The sequence below is a fragment of the Amycolatopsis sp. cmx-4-54 genome, assembly GCF_046548895.1.
Classification (GTDB): Bacteria; Actinomycetota; Actinomycetes; order Mycobacteriales; family Pseudonocardiaceae; genus Amycolatopsis.
The window spans coordinates 80,208-103,073 of record NZ_JAEBEJ010000014.1 but is presented as its reverse complement, the minus strand read 5'-3'; the positions used below and the strand labels follow the sequence as shown (position 1 = coordinate 103,073).

General features: G+C 69.5%; 24 protein-coding genes and 1 riboswitch. Of the genes, 13 read left to right on the top strand and 11 right to left on the bottom strand.

Annotated features, from left to right (window positions below; all coding sequences use genetic code 11):
• The first annotated feature begins 7 nt into the window (after positions 1–7).
• Entirely contained in the window at positions 8–277 is a 270-nt protein-coding gene (locus ACLJQ7_RS35680) for a hypothetical protein (protein WP_410652574.1), read from the top strand.
• A gap of 107 nt (positions 278–384) precedes the next feature.
• Positions 385–1,191, top strand: coding sequence for a serine hydrolase (locus ACLJQ7_RS35675; protein WP_410652573.1), 807 nt, complete (start codon positions 385–387; stop codon positions 1,189–1,191).
• Here ACLJQ7_RS35675 and ACLJQ7_RS35670 read toward each other — a convergent pair.
• Positions 1,148–1,783 (bottom strand): MerR family transcriptional regulator, encoded by a 636-nt coding sequence (locus tag ACLJQ7_RS35670; RefSeq protein WP_410652572.1) that lies wholly within the window; start codon positions 1,781–1,783, stop codon positions 1,148–1,150. The two genes, ACLJQ7_RS35675 and ACLJQ7_RS35670, sit on opposite strands and share 44 nt — an antisense overlap.
• Before the next feature lie 345 nt (positions 1,784–2,128).
• Between ACLJQ7_RS35670 and ACLJQ7_RS35665 the strand changes: the two genes are divergently transcribed.
• The 4 genes from ACLJQ7_RS35665 (at position 2,129) to ACLJQ7_RS35650 (ending at position 5,138) form a co-directional block, all read left to right on the top strand.
• On the top strand, positions 2,129–2,992 hold the full coding sequence (locus ACLJQ7_RS35665) for an alkaline phosphatase family protein (RefSeq protein WP_410652571.1): 864 nt from the start codon (positions 2,129–2,131) through the stop codon (positions 2,990–2,992).
• A gap of 84 nt (positions 2,993–3,076) precedes the next feature.
• Positions 3,077–4,066, top strand: a complete 990-nt coding sequence (locus ACLJQ7_RS35660) for a TolB family protein (protein WP_410652570.1) — start codon at positions 3,077–3,079, stop codon at positions 4,064–4,066.
• A gap of 10 nt (positions 4,067–4,076) precedes the next feature.
• Positions 4,077–4,625 (top strand): isochorismatase family cysteine hydrolase, encoded by a 549-nt coding sequence (locus ACLJQ7_RS35655; protein ID WP_410652569.1) that lies wholly within the window; start codon positions 4,077–4,079, stop codon positions 4,623–4,625.
• A gap of 12 nt (positions 4,626–4,637) precedes the next feature.
• Positions 4,638–5,138, top strand: a complete 501-nt coding sequence (locus ACLJQ7_RS35650) for a VanZ family protein (RefSeq protein WP_410652568.1) — start codon at positions 4,638–4,640, stop codon at positions 5,136–5,138.
• Here the strand turns inward: ACLJQ7_RS35650 and ACLJQ7_RS35645 are convergent.
• From ACLJQ7_RS35645 to ACLJQ7_RS35630, 4 genes are all read right to left on the bottom strand, one after another.
• The gene (locus ACLJQ7_RS35645) at positions 5,102–6,793 is read right to left on the bottom strand and encodes a flavin monoamine oxidase family protein (protein ID WP_410652567.1); all 1,692 of its coding nucleotides are present in this window, start codon (positions 6,791–6,793) and stop codon (positions 5,102–5,104) included. The two genes, ACLJQ7_RS35650 and ACLJQ7_RS35645, sit on opposite strands and share 37 nt — an antisense overlap.
• Positions 6,790–7,545, bottom strand: a complete 756-nt coding sequence (locus ACLJQ7_RS35640) for a carbon-nitrogen hydrolase family protein (protein ID WP_410652566.1) — start codon at positions 7,543–7,545, stop codon at positions 6,790–6,792. Before ACLJQ7_RS35640 ends, ACLJQ7_RS35645 begins: the two co-directional genes overlap by 4 nt.
• A 118-nt stretch (positions 7,546–7,663) precedes the next feature.
• Positions 7,664–9,700 (bottom strand): acyltransferase family protein, encoded by a 2,037-nt coding sequence (locus ACLJQ7_RS35635; protein WP_410652565.1) that lies wholly within the window; start codon positions 9,698–9,700, stop codon positions 7,664–7,666.
• A 240-nt stretch (positions 9,701–9,940) separates the two neighbouring features.
• A complete protein-coding gene (locus tag ACLJQ7_RS35630) occupies positions 9,941–10,504 on the bottom strand; it encodes a DinB family protein (RefSeq protein WP_410652564.1) in 564 nt (187 codons plus the stop codon).
• A gap of 92 nt (positions 10,505–10,596) precedes the next feature.
• On the opposite strand from ACLJQ7_RS35630, the gene ACLJQ7_RS35625 reads away from it, so the two are divergent.
• From ACLJQ7_RS35625 to ACLJQ7_RS35615, 3 genes are all read left to right on the top strand, one after another.
• Positions 10,597–11,550: a helix-turn-helix transcriptional regulator gene (locus ACLJQ7_RS35625; protein ID WP_410652563.1), complete on the top strand. Its 954-nt coding sequence runs from the start codon at positions 10,597–10,599 to the stop codon at positions 11,548–11,550.
• Positions 11,551–11,647: 97 nt separating this feature from the next.
• Complete coding sequence (locus ACLJQ7_RS35620) at positions 11,648–12,142, top strand: hypothetical protein (protein ID WP_410652562.1); 495 nt, start codon at positions 11,648–11,650, stop codon at positions 12,140–12,142.
• A 43-nt stretch (positions 12,143–12,185) separates the two neighbouring features.
• The gene (locus tag ACLJQ7_RS35615) at positions 12,186–13,439 is read left to right on the top strand and encodes a cation:proton antiporter (protein ID WP_410652561.1); all 1,254 of its coding nucleotides are present in this window, start codon (positions 12,186–12,188) and stop codon (positions 13,437–13,439) included.
• 184 nt (positions 13,440–13,623) lie between these two features.
• On the opposite strand, the gene ACLJQ7_RS35610 is transcribed toward ACLJQ7_RS35615, so the two are convergent.
• Entirely contained in the window at positions 13,624–14,142 is a 519-nt protein-coding gene (locus ACLJQ7_RS35610; protein WP_410652560.1) for an SRPBCC family protein, read from the bottom strand.
• A 96-nt stretch (positions 14,143–14,238) separates the two neighbouring features.
• Entirely contained in the window at positions 14,239–14,871 is a 633-nt protein-coding gene (locus ACLJQ7_RS35605) for a DUF4230 domain-containing protein (RefSeq protein ID WP_410652687.1), read from the bottom strand.
• 111 nt (positions 14,872–14,982) lie between these two features.
• Here ACLJQ7_RS35605 and mptB point away from each other — a divergent pair, with 111 nt between their 5' ends.
• A complete protein-coding gene (mptB, locus tag ACLJQ7_RS35600) occupies positions 14,983–16,422 on the top strand; it encodes a polyprenol phosphomannose-dependent alpha 1,6 mannosyltransferase MptB (RefSeq protein ID WP_410652559.1) in 1,440 nt (479 codons plus the stop codon).
• On the opposite strand, the gene ACLJQ7_RS35595 is transcribed toward mptB, so the two are convergent.
• A complete protein-coding gene (locus ACLJQ7_RS35595) occupies positions 16,326–16,871 on the bottom strand; it encodes an SRPBCC family protein (RefSeq protein WP_410652558.1) in 546 nt (181 codons plus the stop codon). The two genes, mptB and ACLJQ7_RS35595, sit on opposite strands and share 97 nt — an antisense overlap.
• Positions 16,872–16,930: 59 nt before the next feature.
• Here ACLJQ7_RS35595 and ACLJQ7_RS35590 point away from each other — a divergent pair, with 59 nt between their 5' ends.
• On the top strand, positions 16,931–17,512 hold the full coding sequence (locus ACLJQ7_RS35590; RefSeq protein ID WP_410652557.1) for a TetR/AcrR family transcriptional regulator: 582 nt from the start codon (positions 16,931–16,933) through the stop codon (positions 17,510–17,512).
• A gap of 2 nt (positions 17,513–17,514) precedes the next feature.
• Here the strand turns inward: ACLJQ7_RS35590 and ACLJQ7_RS35585 are convergent, their stop codons facing one another.
• Complete coding sequence (locus ACLJQ7_RS35585; protein ID WP_410652556.1) at positions 17,515–18,417, bottom strand: LysR family transcriptional regulator; 903 nt, start codon at positions 18,415–18,417, stop codon at positions 17,515–17,517.
• Positions 18,418–18,499: 82 nt separating this feature from the next.
• Here ACLJQ7_RS35585 and ACLJQ7_RS35580 point away from each other — a divergent pair, with 82 nt between their 5' ends.
• Both ACLJQ7_RS35580 and ACLJQ7_RS35575 read left to right on the top strand, forming a co-directional pair.
• Positions 18,500–19,711 carry an MFS transporter gene (locus tag ACLJQ7_RS35580; protein WP_410652555.1) on the top strand — a complete coding sequence of 404 codons (1,212 nt, stop codon included), beginning with the start codon at positions 18,500–18,502 and terminating at the stop codon, positions 19,709–19,711.
• Positions 19,712–19,776: 65 nt separating this feature from the next.
• Positions 19,777–19,845: riboswitch (guanidine-III (ykkC-III) riboswitch) on the top strand.
• A gap of 11 nt (positions 19,846–19,856) precedes the next feature.
• The gene (locus ACLJQ7_RS35575) at positions 19,857–20,171 is read left to right on the top strand and encodes a DMT family transporter (protein ID WP_410652554.1); all 315 of its coding nucleotides are present in this window, start codon (positions 19,857–19,859) and stop codon (positions 20,169–20,171) included.
• A gap of 153 nt (positions 20,172–20,324) precedes the next feature.
• Here ACLJQ7_RS35575 and ACLJQ7_RS35570 read toward each other — a convergent pair whose 3' ends face one another.
• Both ACLJQ7_RS35570 and ACLJQ7_RS35565 read right to left on the bottom strand, forming a co-directional pair.
• The gene (locus tag ACLJQ7_RS35570; RefSeq protein ID WP_410652553.1) at positions 20,325–21,650 is read right to left on the bottom strand and encodes an alpha-lytic protease prodomain-containing protein; all 1,326 of its coding nucleotides are present in this window, start codon (positions 21,648–21,650) and stop codon (positions 20,325–20,327) included.
• Positions 21,651–21,784: 134 nt separating this feature from the next.
• Positions 21,785–22,768: a LysR family transcriptional regulator gene (locus ACLJQ7_RS35565; RefSeq protein ID WP_034316722.1), complete on the bottom strand. Its 984-nt coding sequence runs from the start codon at positions 22,766–22,768 to the stop codon at positions 21,785–21,787.
• Positions 22,769–22,866: the final 98 nt, after the last annotated feature.

Below are 22,866 nucleotides of genomic sequence, written 5' to 3'. Positions count from 1 at the left end.
GTCCACGATGTCCGCTGTTTCGTTCCAGATCCCCGCCCCTCGTACGTCCATGCTGGTCCGCCGCCGGATCGCGACCTATTTCGTCGGCGGCGTCGAGCAGATCCCCGGCCTGGTCGAGGCGCTCGGCTGCCTGGTCCACGACCTGTCCGTCGACGTCCGGGACGGGGTCCGCGAAAGCACCATGACCTGCGCGGTCCTGATCGACGCCGATGAGGTCGAGCCGCTGCTGGAGAGGCTGCGCGGGCTGGCCTCGGTCGTCTCCTCGGAACTGGTCTGAGGCCCGGAAGTCGTTACTCGCGCGATTTTCGCTGTAGTCCGCCGCCGTTACAGAGTCATGACGTGAACGAGACGGGGCCACGATGATCGTCTCTGAGCATCGACGGCATGCTCGACCAACGAACCAGGCCCATCGCAGTGCCGGGTACGAACCGGCGACCGCGCCTTCGCACGACGATCTTGATCGTCGTCCTGGTGCTCGCCGCGATCCTCGGCTACGTGATCTTGCGCGCCGGCACGGAAAGCCCTCCGGCTCCCGAACGACGCGACGCCACCGTGGTCTTCGACCGCACGTCGGGCGACCAGGTGATCCGCGACCGGGGCTCGGAAAGATTCCGCACGGCGTCGGTGGTGAAACTGTTCATCGCGCTGGACGCCGTCACCCGCAAGGCGAGCAGAACCGATGAAGCCCAGCTCCACCGGATGCTGGCGAAAAGCGACGACGCGGTCGCCAACACGCTCTGGACCAGGAACGGCGGGCCCGCGATCGTCACCAGGACGGTGGCCGCCGCGGGCCTGAAGAACACCACACCGCCAGCCGACCCGGGCCGCTGGGGCGACACACTGTCCACAGCGGATGATGTCGTCGCGGTCTACCGCCACATCCTCGCCCTGCCGAAGGCCAAGAGGAACGTGGTGCTCAGACCGCTCCGGGAGGCGACGCGGATCGCCGCGGACGGGTTCGACCAGCATTTCGGCATTCCCTCGGCCTTCCCCGACCGGCCACGGGCCGTGAAGCAGGGCTGGGCGGCCGGGCGAGGCTCGGTGGACGCGCACACGACCGGGCTCGTCGGTGAAGGCGACCGTTACATCGTCGTCATGCTGTCCGCCTTCGCCGACGGCACCGGCCTCGACGTGGCGACGGCGGCGGTCACCTCGGCGGCCGTGATCTTGGCTCCCCGTCTGCGAGAGTGACTTCGGCGGCGTTCTCCACGGTCGTTCTGAAAGCGCTTACCAGCAGCTCGGCGAAACAGGCCCAGGCAGCCCCCGGGACACCGCCGGTCTGAGCTTTGAGCGCGGCCAGTTGCTCGCCCGCCAGCGGCGCGACCCGATCCATGAACTGACCGACGAACCGCAGGGCCGCGGCGGGCGGCACCCCGGCACCGGCGAGTTCCGCCACCGCGCGCGAAACCGACGGGCGCACGACGGCCGGCGCTCCCGTGTCGTCCCGCCCGAGCACGCCGTGCCGCTCCAGGCATCGGACGACGGCGGGCTGGTCACGGGCGATGTCGGCCATCACCGCGTCCAGCCGTTCGGCGCCGTCCACTGTGGCCGTTCCGAGCATCACGGCGATGGACACCAGGTTGAAACCCTGCTTCTGCAGCATCGTGATCCGCCGCAGGCGCCGCAGATGGGCGGGGCCGTAGAAGGCGGACCTGCCGTACCGCACCGGCGGGGCCAGCAGGCCCCTCGTCTGATGGGCCCGGATATTGCGCGCCGACATGCCGACGATCGCGGAAAGTTCTTCGATCGTATATCCGGCCGGCCTCGACGAAAAGGGCTTCACGCCAACCAGCTTAACCATTGGTCGGATGAGTACACCATGAAGCCGGGCACTCGCACGCGACTGTCAACCGGCTGAATCAGCGGATTGCCCTAAGTTCAGCGGTTGGCGGGCCCTGAACACAAGGTGATCGCCAGGTTTACACGGTTTCGTGCCAAGCAATGCCGGTTTTGGGGCGTTCCGCGCCCGCTGATTGCTCCAGTCAGGCGATCTTGATGGGCCGTGGCCCTCCCTGCCGTTTAAATGCACCTGAGACATCTGATGTCTCGACTCTGTCGACGCCTGCGGAGCGCCGCTGAACCCGACGGTCGGTCGTCAAAGTTTCAACCTTTTTCCCAGGAGGTTTCAATGTTCTGGAAACGGATCGCGGTCGCGGCCGTGGCCGCGACCGGTCTGGCCACGGCGCTGGTGGTGTCCCATCAGGACACTCCCGCCGCCGCGGTGGAGCCCGCCGCGGCGGCGGTGCCCGCGTTCGACCACATCGTCCTCGTGATGTTCGAAAACAAGGACTACAAGGAGATCAGCGGCAGCTCGAAGGCGCCGTACTTCAACCAGCTCGCCTCGCAGGGGGCCAAGTTCACCAAGGCGTACGGGACGACGCACCCGAGCCAGCCCAACTACATCGCCCAGTTCGCGGGCTCCACCCACGGCGTCGACAGCAACAAATGCCAGGATCTGGGGAACAAGGAGAACATCGCTTCCCAGCTGGCGGGGATCGGCAAGAAGTTCGTCGGCTATGCGGAGAGCATGCCCTCCGACGGCTACACCGGCTGCACGAAGGGAAAATACGCGCGCAAGCACAACAGCTGGGTCAGCTTCAGCAATGTCCCCGCGTCGGCGAACAAAAGGTTCTCGTCGTTCCCGAGCGACTTCACCAAGCTGCCGCACGTCGCTTTCGTGACCCCGGACCTGTGCAGCGACATGCACGATTGCCCGGTCGACACCGGCGACAAATGGCTGAAGAAGAACCTCGACGCCTACGCGCAGTGGGCCAAGACGCACAACAGCCTGCTGATCGTCAATTTCGACGAGGACAGCGGGACGTCGGTGAACCAGATCTTCACCACGTTCGTCGGCGCCCATGTGAAGCCGGGCAGCTACAGCGAATCCGTCAACCACTACTCGATCCTCCGCACGATCGAGGCGGCGTTCGGGCTGCCGGGTATCGGCAACGCGGCGAACAAGCCGCCGATCACGAACGTCTGGCGGTGATCGGGTGAACGCCGCGGGCGTGTCCGCTGTGGACGCGCCCGCGGGCAACCCTCGCTCTCGGCTCCCCCGCAGGAAGGCACGACCGTGAACACCCGCACCCGCGTTCTGATCGCCGTCACCGGAACCCTCACGCTGGCCGCGGCCGCCGTGATCTACGTCGGGATGGCGGGCGCGCGCAACCAGGACACCGCGTCCGCGGGCACCAGCGACGCCGTCACCCTCGAAGGCCCGCGGTTGCTGTTCCGCAGCACCGCCGACGCCGACCGCGGGCACGTGTCCAGTGTCAGCGCGGCCGACCCTGGCGGGGCACGCGCGGTGTCGACCCTGTCGTGCAGCCGGGTCCACGCGGCGGGCGGCACCGGGATCTGCCTGCGGCCGGAGACCGGGCTGACCACCTACCAGCTGGCCGTGCTCGACCGCCGTCTCGCGGTGACGCAGGAGATCCCGCTGGTCGGCGTGCCCAACCGGGCACGGGTCTCGGCGGACGGGAAACGGCTGGCGTGGACGGTGTTCGTCACCGGCGACTCCTACAACGGCGGCCGGTTCTCCACCCGCGCCGGCACCCTCGACCTCACCACCGACGACGTCGAGGGCACGCTCGAGGACTTCGCCGTGACCGTGGACGGCGAACCGTACAAGGCGGCCGACGTCAACTTCTGGGGCGTCACCTTCACCCGGCAGCCGAACCGGTTCTACGCCACCATGTCGACCGGGTCCCACCGGTACCTCGTCGAAGGCGATTCGAAGGCCCGGACCGTGCGGACGCTGAGGGACAACGTCGAATGCCCGTCCCTCTCCCCCGACGAGACCCGCATCGCCTACAAGGCCGCCATCGACGGCGATCCCGCGAAAGGCTGGCGGGTCTCGGTGCTCGACCTCGCGAGCGGCGCGGTGACCCCGCTGGCCGAAACCCGGAGCGTCGACGACCAGCCCGCCTGGCTCGACGGCCGCACCGTCGCCTACGCCCTCTCGCGCACGCAAGGGCACTCCGACGTCTGGGCCGTCCCCGCCGACGGCACCGAAACGCCATGGCTGCTCATCCCGGAGGCCGAGTCGCCCGCCGCGCTGCCCTAGGCTGCCGTCCATGAGGGCCGCGCTGCTGATCGTCGACATGCAGGAAATGCTCGTTCCCCTGGTCTGGCGCGGCGAAGAACTGGCGGCCCGGATCGCCGCGCTCGCCCGGCGAGCCCGCGCGGACGGCGTTCCGGTGATCGCGCTGCGGCAGATCGGCGCTCCCGGCACCGACTTCGATCCCGTGTCGCCGGGCACGCGGGTCAGCGCGCTGCTCGGTCTCGAACCGATCGACGTGGTGGTCGACAAGACGGCGACCGACTCCTTCTACCGCACCGGCCTGGCGGGGCTGCTGGCCGACCGGGGCGTCGACACCGTGGTGCTGACCGGGCTGGCCACCGACTACTGCGTCGACGCGACCGCCCGGTCCGCGCAGAGCCACGGGCTGGACGTCGTGCTGGTCGCCGACGGCCACGCGCCGTCCGCCGACGGCGACCCCACCACGGGCCTGACGGCCGAACAGCTCATCGCCCGGCACAACCTGCTCCTGAGCACGGCGATCCACCCCGGCGGACGGGTGCGTGTGGTGGCCTCGGCGGAGGTCGGGTTCACCGGCTCGTAGGATCGGCCCGCCATGATCACGAACTTCCTGCTCGACCACTCCGCCCTCGTGCCGGTGGCGATCGTCCTGGTCGCGCTCGTCTGCGCCGTCCTGGGCCGCCTGTTCGCGGGCAGGCCGCGGATCCTGTGGGCGCTCGCCGGGGTGTCTTCGCTCCCGGTCGTCGCGCTGACCTTGGTACCGACGGCGCACTCGATCGACGGGATCCTGTGCACCGTCCAGTTCTCCCTGCCCACGCTGGGCGCGGTCGAACTCCTGGCCAACGTCGCGCTGTTCCTCCCGCCGGTCTGTTTCGCCGCGCTGGCGTCCCGGCGGCCGGTCACGATGCTCGCGGCGGGTTCGGCGCTGTCCGCGGTGATCGAGACGCTTCAGGCGCTCGTGCCCGCGATCGGCCGTGCCTGCGACACCAACGACTGGCTGATGAACACCATCGGCGCGCTCCTCGCGGCGGGCACCGCTCGGCTGGTGGGCCGCCGCGCTCAGTCGGGAAGTTCGACGGGCGCGATCTCGTCGTAGACGTCACCCGGTCCCGGATTCGCCGGGTCGGTCTCGCCACCGAAGTGGTGCAGGACGCCCCACACCGCGTTGAGCGCGGTCTGGACGGCGCCTTCGGCCCAGCCCGCGGTCCACGAGACGTCGTCGCCCGCCAGGAAGAGGCCGCGGTGGCGCTCCTCCAGCCGGTCCTGCTTGAAGTGGGTGAACAGCCGGTGCTGGTAGCGGTAGTGGCCGGGCAGGTTGGCCTTGAACGCGCCCATGAAATGCGGCTCGGCCTCCCACGACACGGTCACCGGGTCGCCGATGATGTGCCGCCGGACGTCGACGCCAGGGTAGATCTCCCGAAGCGACTGCAGCATCACCTCGACCCGCTCGGAAACCGAGAGCGGCAGCCATTTCAGCGAATCGTCGGCCCAGGTGTAGGACAGGCAGATCACCGCGGGCGCGTCCGGGTCGTCGCCGAGCAGGTACGTGCCGCGCGGCATCCGGTCGGTGAGCGTCATGCTCATCGTGTCGCGGCCCGTCGCCGGATCCTTGTCCAACCAGAAGGGCCGGTCGACCGGGACGAAGACCTTCGAGGACTCCATGTAGTGCGTGCGCTCGATCGCCGTCCAGTGGTCGATCGGGAACAGCGCCTCGTCGCAGGCGATCTTCGACAGCAGCATCCAGCTCTGCGCGGTGAACACCGCCACCGGGTAGGTGCGGATGCGGCCCTCGGTGTCGGTCACGGTGATGTTGTTCGGCGCGGTGCGGTGCAGCCTGGCGACGCCCGGGTTCGGGCTTCCGCCGTGGAGCGAGCTCAAACTCGTTCCGGCGGGCCAGAACGCGAGGTCCTCGGGCGCGTGTTCCCACAGCCGCAACGGAAGCTGCCTGCTCCCGCCGACGATGCTGCGGTGCTCGTCGTCGGCGCCGGTGTAGACCACCCGCAGGATCTCCAGGATCGAGTTCGGGAAGTCGGTGTCCCAGCCGCCGGTGCCGAAGCCGACCTGCCCGAAGATCTCCCGGTCGCGGAAGGACGCGAACGCGGGCGAGTCGCAGAGGAAGCCGTAGAAGGTCTGATCGTCCAGTTTCGGCACGAGTTCGTTCCACAGCCGCTTGATCGTCTTCACGTCGCGTTCGCGGATCGCCTTCTGCATCTCGGTAAACGCGGCCTGCTCGGACAGCGTGCTGTCCCAGGCGGCCGCGACCTTGCCGAAGACGGCGGGAAGGTCGTCCGCCGTGCGCGCGTAGTGGCTCTCTCCCTTGAGGTCGACGACGGTGCTCGGCGTGCCCTCCGCGAGCGGGTTCGGGAACGGTGTCGTCTCCAGGCCGACCTTGTCGATGTAGTGGAAGAGCGCGGTCGACGACGGCGGGAAGCGCATCGCGCCCATCTCCGCGACGACGTCGTCCGGGCAGCCGGGGAAATTCACCGTGCGCAGGCGGCCGCCGATCTCGGCGATCTCGTACACGACCGGGCGCAGGCCGAGTTTCATCAGCTCGTACGCGGTGACGATGCCCGAGAGGCCGCCGCCGATCACCGCCACCTCGGTGCCGTGGCGTTCGGCCGGGAGCGAGCCGAGTCCGGCGGGGTGGGCGAGGAAATCGTCGTAGGCGAACGGGAAGTCGGGGCCGAACATGGTGATCGGGCGGCCGGCCGCTTCATCGTGGTGGATCGCGGTCGGGAGGGCGGAGGTCATGCGGACAGTCCTCGGTACAGATCGGGCCGTCGGTCGGCCAGGTGGGTGTTCTCCAGACGCGACGCGACGAGCGCGTCACGGGTGACTTCGGCGCTGATCAGCTCCGGACCGGCGCCCGCGCGGGCGAGCACTTCGCCGGTCGGGGCGACGACGCAGGAGCGGCCGCAGTAGGTCAATTCCCGCTCCGTGTCGCAACGGTTCGCGTAGGCGACGAACAGCTGGCTCTCGTAGGCGCGGGCGGGCACCAGCGTGTCGGCGACCAGTTCGTAGGGGCTCATCAGCGCGGTCGGCACCACGAGCAGTTCGGTCCCCGCCAGCGCGTGCGCCCGCACCAGTTCGGGGAACTCGACGTCGTAGCAGATCAGCAGGCCGATCCGAAGGCCACCGAGGTCCGCCTGCACGACCGCCTCGGTGCCCGGCTCGAACCGGTCACGGTCGATGTCGCCGAACAGATGCGTCTTGCGGTAGTTCGCCAGGCGCTGTCCGCGGGGGCCGATCAGCTGGACGCTGTTGTACACGCGGCCGTCGGCGGATTCGGGGTACCCGTAGCCCAGCGCGACGCCGGTTTCCCTGGCCAGCGCGGACATCCGCTCGGCTGTCGGACCGTCGGCCGGTTCCGCGAGCTCGTGGGAACGGGCACCGATGTGGTAGCCGGTGGTGATCATCTCGGCGGCGATCACGAGATCCGCGCCCGACGCCGCGACAGTGGACGGCAGCTCGGCGTACGAGCCCTGATGGACGGCGACCTTCATATCGACGACGATATCTGCCGTTCCGATGCACCGATAAGGCCTGATCGTTGCGTGAACCAATGGCAGACCATCGAATCAGTGCAACATTACGAAATTCAGCGGCGATCTGTTGTCTGGGTCACCCGCCCGGCGGCGGCTCCTCCGCGTGGTCGTCCGCCCAGCCGAGGGCCTCGATGATCGCCTTCTCCGCGATCGCCGACATCGTCGACATGTAGGTACCGCTGACGTGGTTGTCGTCGAGGTAGACGAGCACGTTGCCGATCACCGGCGGGCAGACCTCGGCCGTGCAGAAATAGTCGCTGAAGTCGAGGAACCGCACGTTAGGCGGCAGATCCGGCAATGCCTCGTACGGCGGCTCCGCCGCATAGAGGTCGTAACGCGGCGTGGCGCACTCGGGCGCGCCCGCGCCACGGCTCTCGACACACGCCGACGGCGCCTGGCCGAAACGCGGGTTGTCCCGCACCGCCAGCACGGGGATGCCCACCTCGTCGACCTTGCGCCACTGGGCGACGTAGCCGGCGGGAACCCGTTCCTCGACGCCGATCTTCACGTCCCTGGTGCCGATCGTCAACACCGCGTCGGGGCGGGTCGTGACGATCTCGTCCGCCACGGCGGTGTTCCAGTCGATGCAGGACCGATCGCCCGGCACCGTGTCCGAGTCGGTGGAGAACGGGCAGCCGCCGCGGAGGATCGACGTGACCTCCCAGTTCTTCTTTTCGGCGACCGGGAGAAGGGCGCCGAGGAACTGCCCGGCGTGGGAATCACCGGTGACCACGATCCGGCGAGCGGGATGCCCGGAGGTCTGCGAGACGCAGACTTCGAGATCGGGGTTGCGCGGCGAGGTGCCGCAGCGAGCGGGGTCGATTCCCGCCCAGTCTTCGGAGACCGCGACGAACGACGGGACGAGCGCCGCGTCGGCGGCACCCCAATAGCTGAACCCTTCGGTGTGCGCGAGCGCGCCGGGGTGGTCGGGGTCGTCGACCGCGATCGAGTAGCCCTCCGCCTGGTTCATGCTCACCCACTGCCAAGCGCCTGCCGCGGCGAGCACGGCGGCGAGTGTCGCGGCGCCGAATCGGTAAGCACCCCAACGGTTCGCGCTCCCGATCGCGGACACACGGACCGGTTTTTCGACCAGGTGATGGGTGAGCACGGCGAGGACGAAGGCCAGCGCGATGATCACCGCGCCGCCGCGCAGGCCCACCTCCTCACGGTCACGGGCGACGAGGTAGAACACCAGGACCGGCCAATGCCAGAGGTAGAGCGCGTAACTCAGGTCGCCCAGGTACTTCAGCGGGCGGCTGCTGAGGAAACGATCGGCGCCCCCGTTGAACGCGGTGTCGCCCGCGAGGATCACCAGCGCGGCGGAAAGGGTCGGCCAGAGCGCGAGATAGCCGGGGAAGACCGTCCCGACCTGGAGCACCAGTCCGCAGGAAACGAGCCCGGCGACCCCGGCCCAGCCGAACACGACACGCGCCGGCCGGGGCACCGAAACCCGGTCGAGCACCAGCGCGAGCAGACCGCCGAGCGCGAATTCCCAAACCCGCGTCAGCGAATCGAAGTACGCCAGCGGCTGGTCGACCGCGGTCAGCCACACCGAACACGCCAGCGAAGCCGCGAACACCGTGCCGAGAACGCCGAGGAGCATCGGCCGGACGTCGCGCCGTGTTCGCCTGGCGACCAGCAGTACCAGGCCGACCAGCAGCGGCCAGACCACGTAGAACTGCCCCTGGATCGACAGCGACCAGAAATGCTGGACGACGCTGGCCGAGTTGTGCTGCGCGAAGTAGTCGGCGGAATCCGCCGCCAGCCGCCAGTTCTCGACATAGAGCGCGGAGGCGACGACCTCCTTGATCGTCTGGAACCAGCGGTTCTGCGGCAGCAGCACCGTGCTCACCGCGACGACCAGCAGCAGCACGGTGAGCGCGGCCGGGAACAGCCGCTTGATCATCCGGCCCCATATCGGCCGGTACTCGATCCTCCCGCGCACCGCCGCGCGGTAGAGCTGGCCGGTGACGAGGAACCCGGAGATCAGGAAGAACGCGTCCACGCCGCCGGAGATCCGGCCGAGCCACACGTGATAGACGACCACCAGAACGCACGCGAGTGCCCGCAGTCCCTGGATTTCCGGGCGGAACCGCCGCTCCGTCTCCCGCACACAACCACCACCATGATCACCGGTCGCCGACGGGCGGGGACCCTACGGCAGGAAGCTGTGAGCGAGCTATGCCCCCTGTACGGCCGGCGATCTTGAGGGCGCTTCGCAGAGGCGGCAGGTTGTGAAAGCCACTTTCGCAACCTTCAACGTTGCGAAAGTGGCTTTCAACAACGTCCCTGGGCTGGGGACAGAAGGCCTCCTTCCCTGCGCTGAAGGAAGGGAAGGAGGCCTTCACGACGGTCAGGTCGACTTCTGGCCGTCGATGCTCTCCCGCAGGATGTCGGCGTGGCCGGCGTGCTGCGCGGTCTCGGCGATGACGTGCGTCAGCACGCGGCGCACGCTCCGCACCGCGCCCGGCGGGTTCCAGGGCGCCTCCGGCAGCGGGTGCGTCGCGGAAAGGTCGGGGATCGACGAGACGATCTCCTTCGTCCGCGCGGCAACCTGCTCGTAGCGCGCGAGGATCCCCGCGAGCGTGTCGCCGGCCAGCATCCTGAAGTTGTTCTGGTGATCGATCGCCCACTGTGGGAATTCGCGGGCGGTCCCGGCGCCGAGGTCGGCCCAGGTGACGCCTTCCGGCAGGTCGTAGGTCATCGCGGACGGGCCTTCGGCCGCGAAGCGCAGCCACATCTCCTCGATCGAGGCGACGTGTTTGATCAGGCCGCCGAGGCTCAGTTCGCTGACCGTCGGATGCGCGTCGAGCTGCTCGTCCGTGAGCCCCTGGACGGTGGTGGTCAGCGCGGCGCGGACGGTGTCGAGGGCTTCGATCAGGTCGGCGCGCTCGGCGTCGAGGATGGTGGTGGTCATCGGGCCCTCCGGGTTGTCGTTTTCTGGCACACGACGACTCTCGCAGGGGTAGAGGACAGGTTGTGGCCGCTTCTCGAGGCATCATGGGAACCATGCCGAAGACCTCCGCGCGCCTGCTGTCGATGCTCTCGTTGCTGCAGGCCCGCCGCGACTGGCCGGGAGCGCTGCTGGCCGAGCGCCTGGACATCAGCCCGCGCACCGTACGGCGCGACGTCGACAGGCTGCGCGAGCTCGGCTACCCCATCGCGACCATCAAGGGCCCCGACGGCGGGTACCGGCTCGACGCCGGGTCCGAACTGCCGCCCTTGCTGTTCGACGACGACCAGGCGGTCGCGCTGGCCGTCGCGCTCCAGATCGCCACCACGAGCGGCGCGGGGATCGAGGAAGCGGCGTTGCGGGCACTGCACACCGTCCGGCAGGTGATGCCGTCCCGGTTACGGCGCCGGATCGACACTCTGCGGGTCACCGCGGTCGAATCGCCTGCGAGCCGGTCGGAACCCCGCGTCGACGGCGACGTCCTGCTCGCGCTCGGCGCGGCGGTGCACGCCCGCGAGATCCTGCGGTTCGACTACGCGGACGCGCCGCGCCGGGCGGAACCGCATCACCTCGTCACCTGGCACGGCCGCTGGTATCTCGTCGCGTGGGACGTCGATCGCGCGGACTGGCGCACCTTCCGGGCCGACCGGATCTCCCCGCGCACCCCGACCGGCCCGCGGTTCACGCCCCGCGAAGTGCCGGCCATCGATGTCGCCACCTTCGTCGCGAGCCGCTTCCGTGGTGCGTCCGAGTCCGGCGAATGGCCGTGCCGCGGGGAAGTCGTCCTCGACCTTCCCGCGGCCACGGTGTCCCACTACGTCCGCGACGGTGTCGTGGAAGAACTCGGGCCGGATCGGTGCCGTCTGACGCTGGGGTCGTGGTCGTGGGCCGGGCTCGCGGCGAGTATCGGCCGGTTCGACGCCGACATCGAGGTCGTCGGGCCGCCCGAACTCCAGGAGGCCTTCGCCGTCCTGGCCCGCCGTTACGCGAAGGCGGCCCGGATCGGCTGAACACGGATACGACGCCGGGAACCACCCAGGGTCCGGGGACGGTGCCCGACGTCGCCGACCGCCCGGAATCCCGGTCACCGAACCGGTGGTGACCGGCGTGGGCGGCCCGGTACTGCTGGTGGACGACGACGGCTGGGTGGCCCACTCCGCCGGGGTCGCCTCCGGCGCGCGGATCGCCGCGCCCGCGGAAGAACAGATCCTCGCCGTACCGGGACTCGGCGCCTGCCTGCCCGAACGGCTGGCCGAAGGCTGGCTCGTCCGCCCTGCCGACACCGCGCGCCGGGTCCGGCTGGATCTCGAACTCGGCCACGCCCCGATGCTGCGGATGGCGTCGGGCGACGTCGGCTGGGTCCGCACGGTGACCCCCCGGCACGCGGAGATCCTCGTGCACCTCGACACGGCGGGTCCGGCCGGGCTTTCGGCCGAGGCGCTCAGCCGGGCGCTCTACGGCGACGCCGAGCATCTGGTCACGGTCCGCGCCGAGGTCTCCCGGCTGCGGCGGCTGCTCGGAGCCATTGTGAACACGCGGCCGTACCGGCTGGCCGCCGGCGTCACCCTGACGGTCCATAAAGGACTTGAAGTGGGCGGCTGAACCCCACCGGTTGCCGGAGGAGCGGCCCGGGTACTCCACGCGAATGGAGATCTTGCTCGCCGGGGCAGGCGTTCTGGCGCTGTGTGCCGCCGTGCTGCCGAACCTGTTGCACGAACGCGCGCTTTCGATGCCGTTGGTCCTCTTGCTCGGTGGGCTCGTTTTCGGACTGCTCCCCTTCGGACACCCCTATGGTCAAGGTGTCCTCGACCCGCGGTCGCATGTGGGCGCCGTCGAAGTGATCACCGAACTCGGCGTGCTGGTGTCGCTGGTCGGGGCGGGGCTGAAATCCGACCGGCTCTTCGGCTGGCGGTCGTGGAATTCGACGTGGCGGCTGCTGGCGATCACGCTGCCGCTGTCGGTCTGCGCGGTCGCGTTGCTCGGCTGGTGGGCGCTCGCCCTGTCCCCCGCCGCCGCGCTGCTGCTGGGAGCGGTGCTGTCGCCGACCGACCCGGTGCTGGCGAGCGACGTCCAGGTGCCCGCGCCGCATTCCGACGACGGCCGGGGCTCGGACAACGAGATCAGGTTCACGCTGACCTCTGAAGCCGGGCTCAACGACGGTCTGGCGATGCCGTTCGTGCTCCTGGCCCTCGTACTGGCCGGAACGGCGAGCACCTCCCCCGTGCCGTGGCTGCTGACCGAGGTCCTGGTCCCGCTCGCGGTCGCCGTACTGGTCGGCCTCGCGTGTGGCCGGCTGATGTCCTGGCTGATGTTCCGGGTGCGGCACGACAGGCTGCGCCTCGGCGAGTACTCCGACGGCCTGGTGGTGCTGGCCATCGCGTTCCTCCCCTTCGCGCTCTGCGAATGGCTGGGCGGCATCGGCTTCGTCGCGGTGTTCACCGCGGCCGCGACGATCCGCGCCAGCGAGCGCTCGCACGAGTACCACGGGGTGCTGCACGAATTCGGGGATCAGCTGGAACGGCTTTTCGTCGCGCTGGCCTTGCTCGGTCTCGGCGTCGCGATGGGTGACGGGCTACTGGACGGGCTGAGGCTCGTCGAAGTCCTGGTGGCGGTGGCGGCGGTGGGCATCGTCCGCCCGTTGTTCGGCGGACTGGCCCTGCTCGGCGGCGCCACCACCCGTCCGGCGGCGGCGGCGATCGCGTTCTTCGGTATCCGCGGGATCGGCAGCCTCTACTACCTTTCCTACGCGCTGGGGCACGGCGATTTCCCGATGGCCGACTCGCTGTGGCGGGTCACGGCCATGACGATCGCGGTTTCGGTGCTCGTGCACGGACTGCTGTCCGGTCCGGTGATGCGGAAACTGGAGAACCGGGGGATGCAGAACTTCGAGAACGGGTGAGGGCCCCGCCAGCGGTGCCGACTGGCTCCCGGCCACGGCCGACGTTGCGAAAGCCACTTTCGCAACCCTCAGCGTTGCGAAAGTGGCTTTCGCAACCTCCGGCCGAGCGTGACCGATCGGACGACACGCGTGATCCGGCGGACGACACGCGTGATTGGACGGACGACACGACCACGGCCGGCGTTCACGACCGCTGGCGGCGCCATTCCCGGCCCTCGAGCCGGGCCTTCACCCGCTCCAGCGTGGCGGCGATGTTGGCCCGGTTGGTCCCGGCTCGATCCGGCTCGCCGGTGATGAAAATGGCGATCGGGATGAACCACGGCGGCACCCGCAGCCAGTTCTTGACGACGAGCCGGGTGCCCTCGCCCTCGGGGGCGATTTCGTACTCCCACCGGGAAATCGGCACGAAGAACGGCGTACGCACCCGGTAGGCGAACCGGCGCGCGGGTTCGGCCTCGGTGATCTCGGCGTGGGTCACCCAGCGCCGCCATCCGTTGCGGTTGCTCCCGGCGAACCAGTTCCCGACGCGCGCCTCGGTCGCGCCGCGGATCCATCGTGCTTTGCGGAGTTCTTCGGTGCACTCGGACATCGCGACCGGATCACTGACGAGCCGGTACACCCGCTCGGGGGCGGTGTCGATCGTGACCTCCCCGGTCGCGATCGGTTCGCTGTAGGTCAGGCTGTCCCTCGGCTTCGTCACCATCGCGCCTCCCAGTCGACTTCGCCAGCCCACCAGTACGAGCCCACCTGGTCAAGACCGGCGGGGTGAGCACCGCACGGACGCGGAATCCGGCCGAGGTCAGGTGGCCGGTTCCCCCGGGAAGGTGACCTGGAAGCCCAGCCCTCGCAGCAGCTGCGTGAGCATCGCCTTGGTGTTGGCCTTGGCGCGCTCGAGCAGGCCGGAGTGTTGCGCGGCCTCACCGATGCGTTTCTCCGCGGCGAGGTAGAACGGCCGCTGGTCCTGAACGGAAACCAGGGCGCCGAGCCGATCGATCAGGCCGCGCTCCTGTCCGAAGACGTAGCTGCGCGCGTTGTCCAAATTGGGTTTCGCGAGCTTCGGCTCGGGCAACCGGACCTCGACCGATCGCCGGTCCTCGGACACGGTCAGCGAATTCTCCACCAGCGGCCCGAAGTCGACGTACGCGTCGACAGAGCCCGCCGCGACGAACAGGGTGCGTTCCCCGGCGATGCTCGCGGGCACCCACTGGACGTCCTTCTCGATGTCGACGACGACCTGGTAGTCACCGACCGCCGCGTGATACTGGCTCAGATCGCGGACCGCCTGGAGCACCGCGGGTTGCGAACGGTCCACAGTGGACGTGCCGAACGGGTCGAGCTTCGGCAGCAGCCCGGTCACCTGCAGACCCACCGCTACGATCAGGAGCCCGACCAGGCCGAACACCCCGACACGCACCCAGCGCTTCACGCCCACCACCGCCTCTCCAGCGCGTGGGGTACCCGGCGGACGCGGCCCCGAAGCGTCGCGACCGGTTTCCCGTACGTTCGGCGGAACCGGATTTCGCAGTTGGAGTAGTTTGGCCGCATGCAAAACGTCTTGCCCGCGCCGGAGAAGGTCGGGCTGAACATCTCGGCGTTGCACTGGGCGGGTTTCCTCGGAATCGCCGTGCTGGTGCTGGTCACGTCCGGGATCGGCCTGCCTTCGGTGCTGGTGGTGGCGCTGGGCGTCGCCGGGATGGCCACCCTCGTGCTGTCCTGGCTGGGCATCGGACGGCTCGCCGCCGGGCCGCCGGAGCGGCGGCTGTACTGGATCGCGGTGTCGTGGTGCGCGCCGCTGCTGGTCGCGCGCCCGCTGTTCAGCGGCGACATCAACAGCTATCTGGCACAGGGCCTGATCGCGGCCAAGGGGTTCGACACCTATCTCGTGGGGCCGGCCGAGGCGCTCGGCGCCGACTCGCCGGTGACGATGGCGGTCAGCCACTACTGGCGGGACACGCCCGCGCCGTACGGACCCGCGTTCGTCGCGCTGGCCCGCACGATCGCCCACCTCGCGGGAGACGCCTTCGTGCCGACGGTGCTGCTGCACCGGCTGCTCGGGCTGATCGGGATCGTGCTCATGGCATGGGCGGTCCCCCGGCTCGCCCGCCGCGTCGGGGTCTCGCCGTCGATCGCGCTGTGGCTGGCCCTGCTCAACCCGCTCGTGCTGTGGCACGTCGTGGCGGGCGTGCACAACGACGGGCTCATGGTCGGGCTGATGGTCGCCGGGCTGGAACTCGTCCTCATGGGCGCGGCGAAGACCGGCGCGGCCCGGCCCGCGCTGATCGCGGCCGGTGTGATCGCGGTGAGCGCCGCCGCCAACATCAAGATCGTGGCCGTCGCCGGCCTGCTCTTCGTCGGCGTCGATCTGTTCCGCCGGGCGACTCCCGCCGGCCGGGTGGCGGTGGCGCTCGGGCTGCCCGCCGGATTCGCCGCCGTCACGGTGGCGATCTCGCTCGGCAGCGGGCTCGGTTTCGGCTGGGTGCGGGTGCTTTCCGGGGTTTCCGGCCAGGTCCACAGCTGGATGGCGCCCACCAACGAACTCGGTTTCCTCGTCGGCGGGCTGGGCAAGATCTTCGGCGCCGACCTGACCGACGGCGCGATCGAGGTGTTCTCCTTGATCGGCGCGATCCTCGGCATCGCCGTGGGCGCCAGGCTGCTGTGGCTCACCTACCGCGAGAAGCTGCACCCGCTCTACGCCGCGGGGCTGACCTTCGCCGCGATGCTGGTCCTCGGGCCGGTCGTCCAGCCCTGGTATCTCTTGTGGACGGTCGCCCTGCTGGCCGTGAGCCTGACGACCGACCGCGCGCGCTGGATCCTCGCCGTCGTCAGCGCGGTGTTCGGCGTGCTGCTCCCGCCCGCGAACGGCGGCGCCGTGTCCTTGGCACTCGGTTACTTGATCGCCGTCGTGCTGATCGGCGCCACTTTGTTCGCACTCAAGCGAAAGGGCCTCTTGCCGGAGATCAGGCTCCGCAAGAGCCGGACGTAAAAGCTCCATCGCGCGGGCTTTTCGACCGTGCCGGTGAGTTCACGCTCGGCACGGTCGAGGCAGTCTTCCAGCAGCGCGTCGTGCATCGGCCGCCACAACACCGGATAGGTGAACCAGGCCGGATGCCGGAGCCGCAGCACCATGAGGTGCGCGAGTTCGGTCTCCCCGGTTTCCGTCGCACGCAGGGTGAACTCGTGGAACCCGTCGAAGCCGCGGGGCGCGCTGAACCTGAACCGCACGGACCTCCCAGGTTCGTAGGACTCCACGTGGTACCGCACCGGTCCGTGCCCGCCGTCCGCCCCCACCCCGAGTGGCCGGTCGAACCGCAGCGGCGGCCACGTCTCGACGGGCCAGAGCCTGTCCCCGTCCGTGGACAGAGTGTCGATCAGCGCACCGGCCCGCTCCTGTGTCACGCCGACGATCCGGTGATGCCTGTTCCACACGCGCATCGCGCCTCCCAGTTCTAGAGACCTTCCACTAAAATCATAGTAGAGGATAGTCTCTGAAAATGGGACGGCCACCGCGGCACACCGCCGACGACTTCCTCGACGCCGCCGTGCGGATCTTCGCCGCCGAAGGGGTCGCCGGGGTGACCATGTCGGCCGTCGCCCGCGAGGTCGGCGCGCCGAGCGGGTCGATCTACCACCGCTTCCCGGGACGTCCGGCGCTGCTAGCGGCCGTCTGGCTCCGCACGATGACCCGCTTCCAGCAGGGTTACCTCGAAGCACTCGAACAGGAACCGGTCACCGAAGCCGCCGTCGAGGCGGCCGCACAGGTCGTCCGCTGGTGTCGCGCCCATCCCGCCGAGGGGAAGCTGCTCTACGGCGGCGACAGCGCACTCGGCGTCGACGACTGGAGCGCCGAAGACCGCGCCCGCGTCGACGCCGCCAACCGCCGCCTCGACGCCGCGATCACCAAGGTCCTGCGGCGACTGCGTCCGCTGACCGGCCGGAGCACCGACGAGCTGATGCTGGCCCTCGTCGACCTTCCCTACGCGGCGGTCCGGCGGTACCTCGACCGCGGGGAGGCGCCGCCGCCGCGCACCGTGGACCTGGTGGCCAGGACGACCCGCACGCTGCTCGCGAGCTGACCTCAGGTCCGGGTGGGAAGCACGAGGGAGAACTCCCCTTCGTCGATCAGGTCGAACAACAGCCGGGCCGCCCGGCCGGGCGGCCGCTCTCCCCTGGTGGCGAGGGTCAGCGGCCAGGCCAGGCCGGGTGCGTCGAGCGGGATCGTCCGGACCCCCGCCAGCAGGCGGAGATCGGGAACGACGGCGACGCCGAGTCCCGCCGCCACATAGGCGGGCACGGCGCGCAGGTCGGCGACCTCGACGATGACCCGCCTCGGCGTCCCGAGCGCCTCGAACGCGCGATCCAGTGCGACGCGGTTGCCGAATCCGCGCGGATTGTCCACGAACGACTCGTCCGCGAGGTCCGCCAAGGTCAGCGATCGCCGGTCGCCCAGCCGGTGGCCGTCGGGCAGCACGACGACGAACGGCGCCGACCCGAGCAGCTTGGTGTCGAGCCCGGCGAGATCGGATTCGGGCAGGCCGAGCAGCGCGATGTCGAGCCTGCCATGGCGCAGGTCCTCGGCCAGTCCGGTGGACCCGGTGATCGACACCGAAACGTGCAGGTCGACCAGCGGGTACCGCCGATGGAACGCGCCGAGCAGATCGGGCAGGTCGAGGTCCCCGACGCTGGTCAGAGTGCCGATACGGAGACTGCCACGCAGGCCGGCGGAAGCGTCGGCGACCACCTCGCGCGCCCTTTCGACCGCCTCCAGCGCGGCCTTGGCCTCAGGAAGGAACACCTTGCCCGCAGGAGAGAGCGCGACCCGCCGCGTCGAACGGTCGAACAGCTTGACGCCCAGCTCGCTTTCGAGCGCCTGGATCGTCGCCGAGACGGTGGACTGCACCGCGTACAGGCGCCGGGCGGCGCGCGTGAAACTCAGTTCCTCGGCGACGGCGACGAAACACTCGAGCTGACGGGTCTCCACGTCGCCGATTATCACATTAGCCGATAACTGTGACCAGTATTGTTCGTTGGACTTGGATGATCGGACGATTCACAGTGGAGACATGTTGAACAGTGTCGCCCTCCCCCGTCCCGCGCTCCGGCGGATCAGTCACGGCCGCGGTTTCTGGGTCATCGCGGCCGCCTATGCCGCGTCACTCGCCTTCTCCACCGTTCCGACTCCGCTCTACGTGCTCTACCAGCAACGTGACGGCTTCCCGACCTACGTCGTGACCATCGTCTTCGCCGCCTACGCGGTCGGGGTGATGGGCAGCCTCTACCTCGCCGGCCATGTCAGCGACTGGCTGGGACGGCGGCGGGTGATCCTCGCCGCGACCTTGATCCAGGCGCTGTCCGCGACGCTTTTCCTGGTGTGGCCGGACGTTCCCGGACTGATCCTGGCCAGGCTCATCGGTGGCGCGGGGATCGGCGCGCTGACCGCGACCGCCACCGCGCACCTGTCCGAACTGCGCGCCGTCGCCCGCCCGCGCGAGGACCACGGCCGCGCGGGGCTGATCGCGACCGTGGTCAACATGGGCGGGCTGTCGCTCGGGCCGTTGTTCGGCGGTGTGTTCGCGAGCTATTCGGCCGAGCCGCTCACCACGCCGTTCGTGTTCTTCCTGGTTCTGCTGCTCGCCGCGGCCATCGCCGTCGCGCTTGTGCCGGAGACGGTGGAGCGAGCCGAAGAGCGGCCCGCGTACCGGCCGCAGCGCGTCTCGTTGCCGTCCAGCGCGCGATCCGCCTTCTTCGGCGCGGCGATCGGCGCCTTCGCGGCCTTCGCGATCACTGGGCTGTTCATGGCGCTGACACCGACATTGCTGGCGCAGGGTATGCACGAAAGTTCACGGATGCTCGCCGGTGTCGCGTCGTTCTCCGTGTTCGTCGCGGCCGCCGGAGCGCAGGTGGTCTTCGCCGGACTGGCAAGGAAAACCCAGCTGCGGCTCGGCCTCGGGCTGATGGTGGCCGGCCTGGTGGCGTTGCCGGTCGCGGTGACGTCGTCCCAGCTGTGGCTCTTCCTCGCGGGCGGGATCGTGGCGGGCGCCGGTGTCGGCCTTGGCTTCCGCGCCTCGGTGGCCACCGTCGCCGCCCTCGCCGAGCCACCGGTGCGTGGCGAGGTCCTCGCGGCCCTGTTCCTGGCCGCCTATGCCGGGCTGGTCCTGCCCGTCCTCCTCGTCGGCATCGCGCTGATCTGGCTGCCGAGCGCGTGGGCGCTGATCGGCTTTTCGGTACTGGAGCTGGGTTTGCTCGCCTGGTCGGCACCCAAGGTGCTGACCTGACCGTCCACAATGGTGACCCTCGTCCAACCGGCGGGCGGTCACGCGGGCGGTGTGCGATCCTGGTCGTGGAACCTCGTGATCGAGGTCCCCGGACGAGTGGGTGCCGTACCCGGCCAGCGACAAGACGGCGCTCTGGGAGCGCGTCATGTCGTGGCTTGTCCTGATCGTTTCGGGTGTGCTGGAAGCCGTGTGGGCCACCGCCCTCGGCAGGTCCGAAGGGTTGTCCCGGCCGGTGCCGTCGGTGATCTTCGGCGTGACTCTGGTCGCCAGCATGGTGGGTCTCGCGTACGCGATGAAGGATCTCCCCGTCGGCACCGCCTACGCGATCTGGGTCGGGATCGGGGCTTCGCTCACCGTCGCGTACGGCATGTGGTCGGGCGCGGAAACCGTTTCGGTGGCCCGGATCCTGCTGATCGTGGGGATCGTGGCCTGCGTGGTGGGGCTGAAAATCCTGCACTGACCCCGTAACTCACGTGATCGGACGCGTAACTCGGGTGTGCGGCATCTGATCACGCGAGCTACGCCGTGGAGGGGAACCGCCCCCGACGCACGGACGACGTCGGGGGCGGTCGGTCCGGGCGCACCCCTGCGTGTGGCCCGGACGGCTAGGCGGTCAGGCGCGCGCCCAGAGCGCTGGGACGTTCGGCGGCTCCCAACCTGCCTGAGCGGTGTGGCCCTGCAGGGCCCGGTAGGTGGCACCGCCATAGGTGACCGTCGCGCCGACGGCGTAGGTGGTGCCCGCCGCCCAGGTTCCGCCGGGCGGGTTGTTCGACGTCGTGGTGGTCGGCGTCGTGCTGGAGGGCGGGTTCGAACCCGAGGTCACCAGGCGCAGGTTGTAGACGCTCAGGATCTCCGAGATCGGCTGGAAGTAGAACGTGCCGCCCGAGCTGCAGTTCCCGGAGCCGCCGGAGGTGACGCCCTGCGCCTGGTCGCCCGCGAGCCACGAACCGCCGGAGTCACCCGGCTCGGCGCAGGCGTTGGTCCGGGTGAGACCGGAAACGGTGCCCTGCGGGTAATTCACCGACGCGTTCTTCTGCTGGATGGTGCCGCAGTGCCAGCCCGTCGTGGAACCGGAACGGCAGACCGACGCGCCGATCGCGGCCTCCTGCGAACCCGCCACCGGCACGGTGCCCGGGTAGCGGTTCACCAGCGGACGCGGGGTGTTGCCCGCGTCCACGCGGACCCACCCGTAGTCGTTGCCGGGGAAGCTGGAACCCGCGACGCTCCCGCTCGGGTTCGAAGTCCGCGTTCCCGTGGTGCCGCAGTGTCCCGCCGTCACGAAACCACCCTCGACCGAGAACCCGATCGAGCACCGGCCCGAGCCGAAGGTGTAGGCGTTGCCGCCGATGACGTCGATCAGCGGAACCGGGCTTTCGGTGCTGGTCTCGACCCGCACCGCGTCGGCACCCACGCCGGCCGCGGTCGCCCACGATTTCGCGGCCGCCTCGGCACCGGAGTTGGCCAGGACCACGATCGAGTTCGTGATGGCGTCGACGTACCAGCCTGGCACGGTCTTCGGAGCGCTGGTTCCCTTGGCGTCCAAAGACAGCTTCGCCGCGTCGAGCTGCGCGGCGCTCCGCGCGACCGTCTTCGGGTTCGCGCCCGCCGCACGGACGACGCTCTCCAGAGCGGCGTCGGTGACCGCGACGGTCAGCGTGCTCCCGGCCGCGTCCAGCCAGGATCCGGCGTAGGACGAGCCGAGCCGGGACTTGAGGTCGCTGTCGGCGCGGGTCGCCTTCTGCTCGCCGTCGAGGCGGGTCCTCGCCTGATCCGGGCTGATCTTCAGGTCACGCGCCAAGGCGGCGACGATCTCCGACCGGACCTGGTCGGCGGCCGGCACGTGCTGACCGGCGCTGGCGCTCGGCGTCAGCGCGATGGCCGTGACCAGGCCTGCGCCGGTCAGGGCCGCCGCGGCGGCCGCTACGATCTTTCGGTTCATTTCAGGCGTTTCCTCACCGCGTTCCGGAAGAAGATCTCGTTCCAGACCGTACGAGGCACCTGCCCTGAATGGTACATACCATTTAGGTCATATCCACCCCAGTGGACTGGACCTTTCGGCCACTTCCGCGCAGGTCAGCGCATCCCCGCGTCCGTGTAGTCCACGCCGTACCCCGGGTTCAACTCCAGGTACTTCGAGTAGGTCGGCCGCCGGTCGATCAGCTCGCCGTACACCGCGCGGGACAGCGCGATCATCTCCGCGGCGAAGGGGCCCATCTCCCCCCGCTCCGACCAGCCGACGAGATTCCGCCAGCTCAGCGGATTGCCCGCGATCGGGACCGCGACGATGCCCGGGATCTCATGGAACAGCGGCTGGCACAGCACCACCGCGTGGCCCGATTCGACCATCTCGATGCAGGTCAGCACATCGGTTTCGTACAACGAACGCGGCGTGAACCCCGATCTCGCGCAGGCTGAGGCGAAACAGTCGCCGAAACATCCGTCACCCGGCGTCGCGCACCACCGTTCGTTCGCGAGCGCGCCGAGTTCGACCTCGGGCCGCTGCGCGCGCTCGTCCCGCGCCGACATCAGCACGAACACCGGATGATGCGCGAGCGTCCGCCAGCGGAGGCCGGGCTCGGGCGGTGGCGCGGCGTCACCGCAGACGCCGACGAAGGCGAAGTCCAGCGCGCCCTCGGCGGTCATGTCCGCGAGTTTGTTGGCCGACCACGACGTATGCGTGGCGACATGGATGTCGGGGTGGGTCGTGCCGAGGCGCTGCAGGAGCGCGCCCAGCATCGGCCCCGTCGCCGAGCCGAGCCGCAGGGTCACCGGCTCACCGGTACCGGCGTGCTGGGCGAGCCGGGCCGCCTCGTCGTGCAGCGACGACACGGCGGGGAGCACCATCTTCGCCCTGTCGAGGACGAGGAGACCGAGCGCGGTCGGCCGGGTGCCCGTGTGGTCGCGCAGGAAGAGCTTCCCGCCGAGGGTCCGTTCGATGCGCTTCAGTTGTGCTGTCAGTGCAGGCTGCGCCATTCCGAGCGTGTTCGCCGCCTTGGTGATACTCCCGAGTTCGGCGATCGCGCACATGATGCGCAGGTGGCGCAGTTCCAGCTCCATCCCTCTACGTTAGTAGACATAACTGGACTGGACCAGACAAACGATTGAGCCAAATGGCTTCGTATCGCTTGGTTCGGCGATGCCATCGATGTCAGGAA

What these genes read in the sequence shown, in the direction of transcription:
- ACLJQ7_RS35680 (WP_410652574.1), top strand. Translation starts at nt 8, where the DNA reads ATGTCCGCTGTTTCGTTCCAGATCCCCGCCCCTCGTACGTCCATGCTG.
- ACLJQ7_RS35675 (WP_410652573.1), top strand. Translation starts at nt 385, where the DNA reads ATGCTCGACCAACGAACCAGGCCCATCGCAGTGCCGGGTACGAACCGG.
- ACLJQ7_RS35665 (WP_410652571.1), top strand. Translation starts at nt 2,129, where the DNA reads ATGTTCTGGAAACGGATCGCGGTCGCGGCCGTGGCCGCGACCGGTCTG.
- ACLJQ7_RS35655 (WP_410652569.1), top strand. Translation starts at nt 4,077, where the DNA reads ATGAGGGCCGCGCTGCTGATCGTCGACATGCAGGAAATGCTCGTTCCC.
- ACLJQ7_RS35650 (WP_410652568.1), top strand. Translation starts at nt 4,638, where the DNA reads ATGATCACGAACTTCCTGCTCGACCACTCCGCCCTCGTGCCGGTGGCG.
- ACLJQ7_RS35645 (WP_410652567.1), bottom strand. Translation starts at nt 6,793, where the DNA reads ATGACCTCCGCCCTCCCGACCGCGATCCACCACGATGAAGCGGCCGGC.
- ACLJQ7_RS35640 (WP_410652566.1), bottom strand. Translation starts at nt 7,545, where the DNA reads ATGAAGGTCGCCGTCCATCAGGGCTCGTACGCCGAGCTGCCGTCCACT.
- ACLJQ7_RS35630 (WP_410652564.1), bottom strand. Translation starts at nt 10,504, where the DNA reads ATGACCACCACCATCCTCGACGCCGAGCGCGCCGACCTGATCGAAGCC.
- ACLJQ7_RS35625 (WP_410652563.1), top strand. Translation starts at nt 10,597, where the DNA reads ATGCCGAAGACCTCCGCGCGCCTGCTGTCGATGCTCTCGTTGCTGCAG.
- ACLJQ7_RS35615 (WP_410652561.1), top strand. Translation starts at nt 12,186, where the DNA reads ATGGAGATCTTGCTCGCCGGGGCAGGCGTTCTGGCGCTGTGTGCCGCC.
- ACLJQ7_RS35610 (WP_410652560.1), bottom strand. Translation starts at nt 14,142, where the DNA reads ATGGTGACGAAGCCGAGGGACAGCCTGACCTACAGCGAACCGATCGCG.
- mptB (WP_410652559.1), top strand. Translation starts at nt 14,983, where the DNA reads ATGCAAAACGTCTTGCCCGCGCCGGAGAAGGTCGGGCTGAACATCTCG.
- ACLJQ7_RS35595 (WP_410652558.1), bottom strand. Translation starts at nt 16,871, where the DNA reads ATGCGCGTGTGGAACAGGCATCACCGGATCGTCGGCGTGACACAGGAG.
- ACLJQ7_RS35590 (WP_410652557.1), top strand. Translation starts at nt 16,931, where the DNA reads ATGGGACGGCCACCGCGGCACACCGCCGACGACTTCCTCGACGCCGCC.
- ACLJQ7_RS35580 (WP_410652555.1), top strand. Translation starts at nt 18,500, where the DNA reads ATGTTGAACAGTGTCGCCCTCCCCCGTCCCGCGCTCCGGCGGATCAGT.
- ACLJQ7_RS35575 (WP_410652554.1), top strand. Translation starts at nt 19,857, where the DNA reads ATGTCGTGGCTTGTCCTGATCGTTTCGGGTGTGCTGGAAGCCGTGTGG.
- ACLJQ7_RS35570 (WP_410652553.1), bottom strand. Translation starts at nt 21,650, where the DNA reads ATGAACCGAAAGATCGTAGCGGCCGCCGCGGCGGCCCTGACCGGCGCA.
- ACLJQ7_RS35565 (WP_034316722.1), bottom strand. Translation starts at nt 22,768, where the DNA reads ATGGAGCTGGAACTGCGCCACCTGCGCATCATGTGCGCGATCGCCGAA.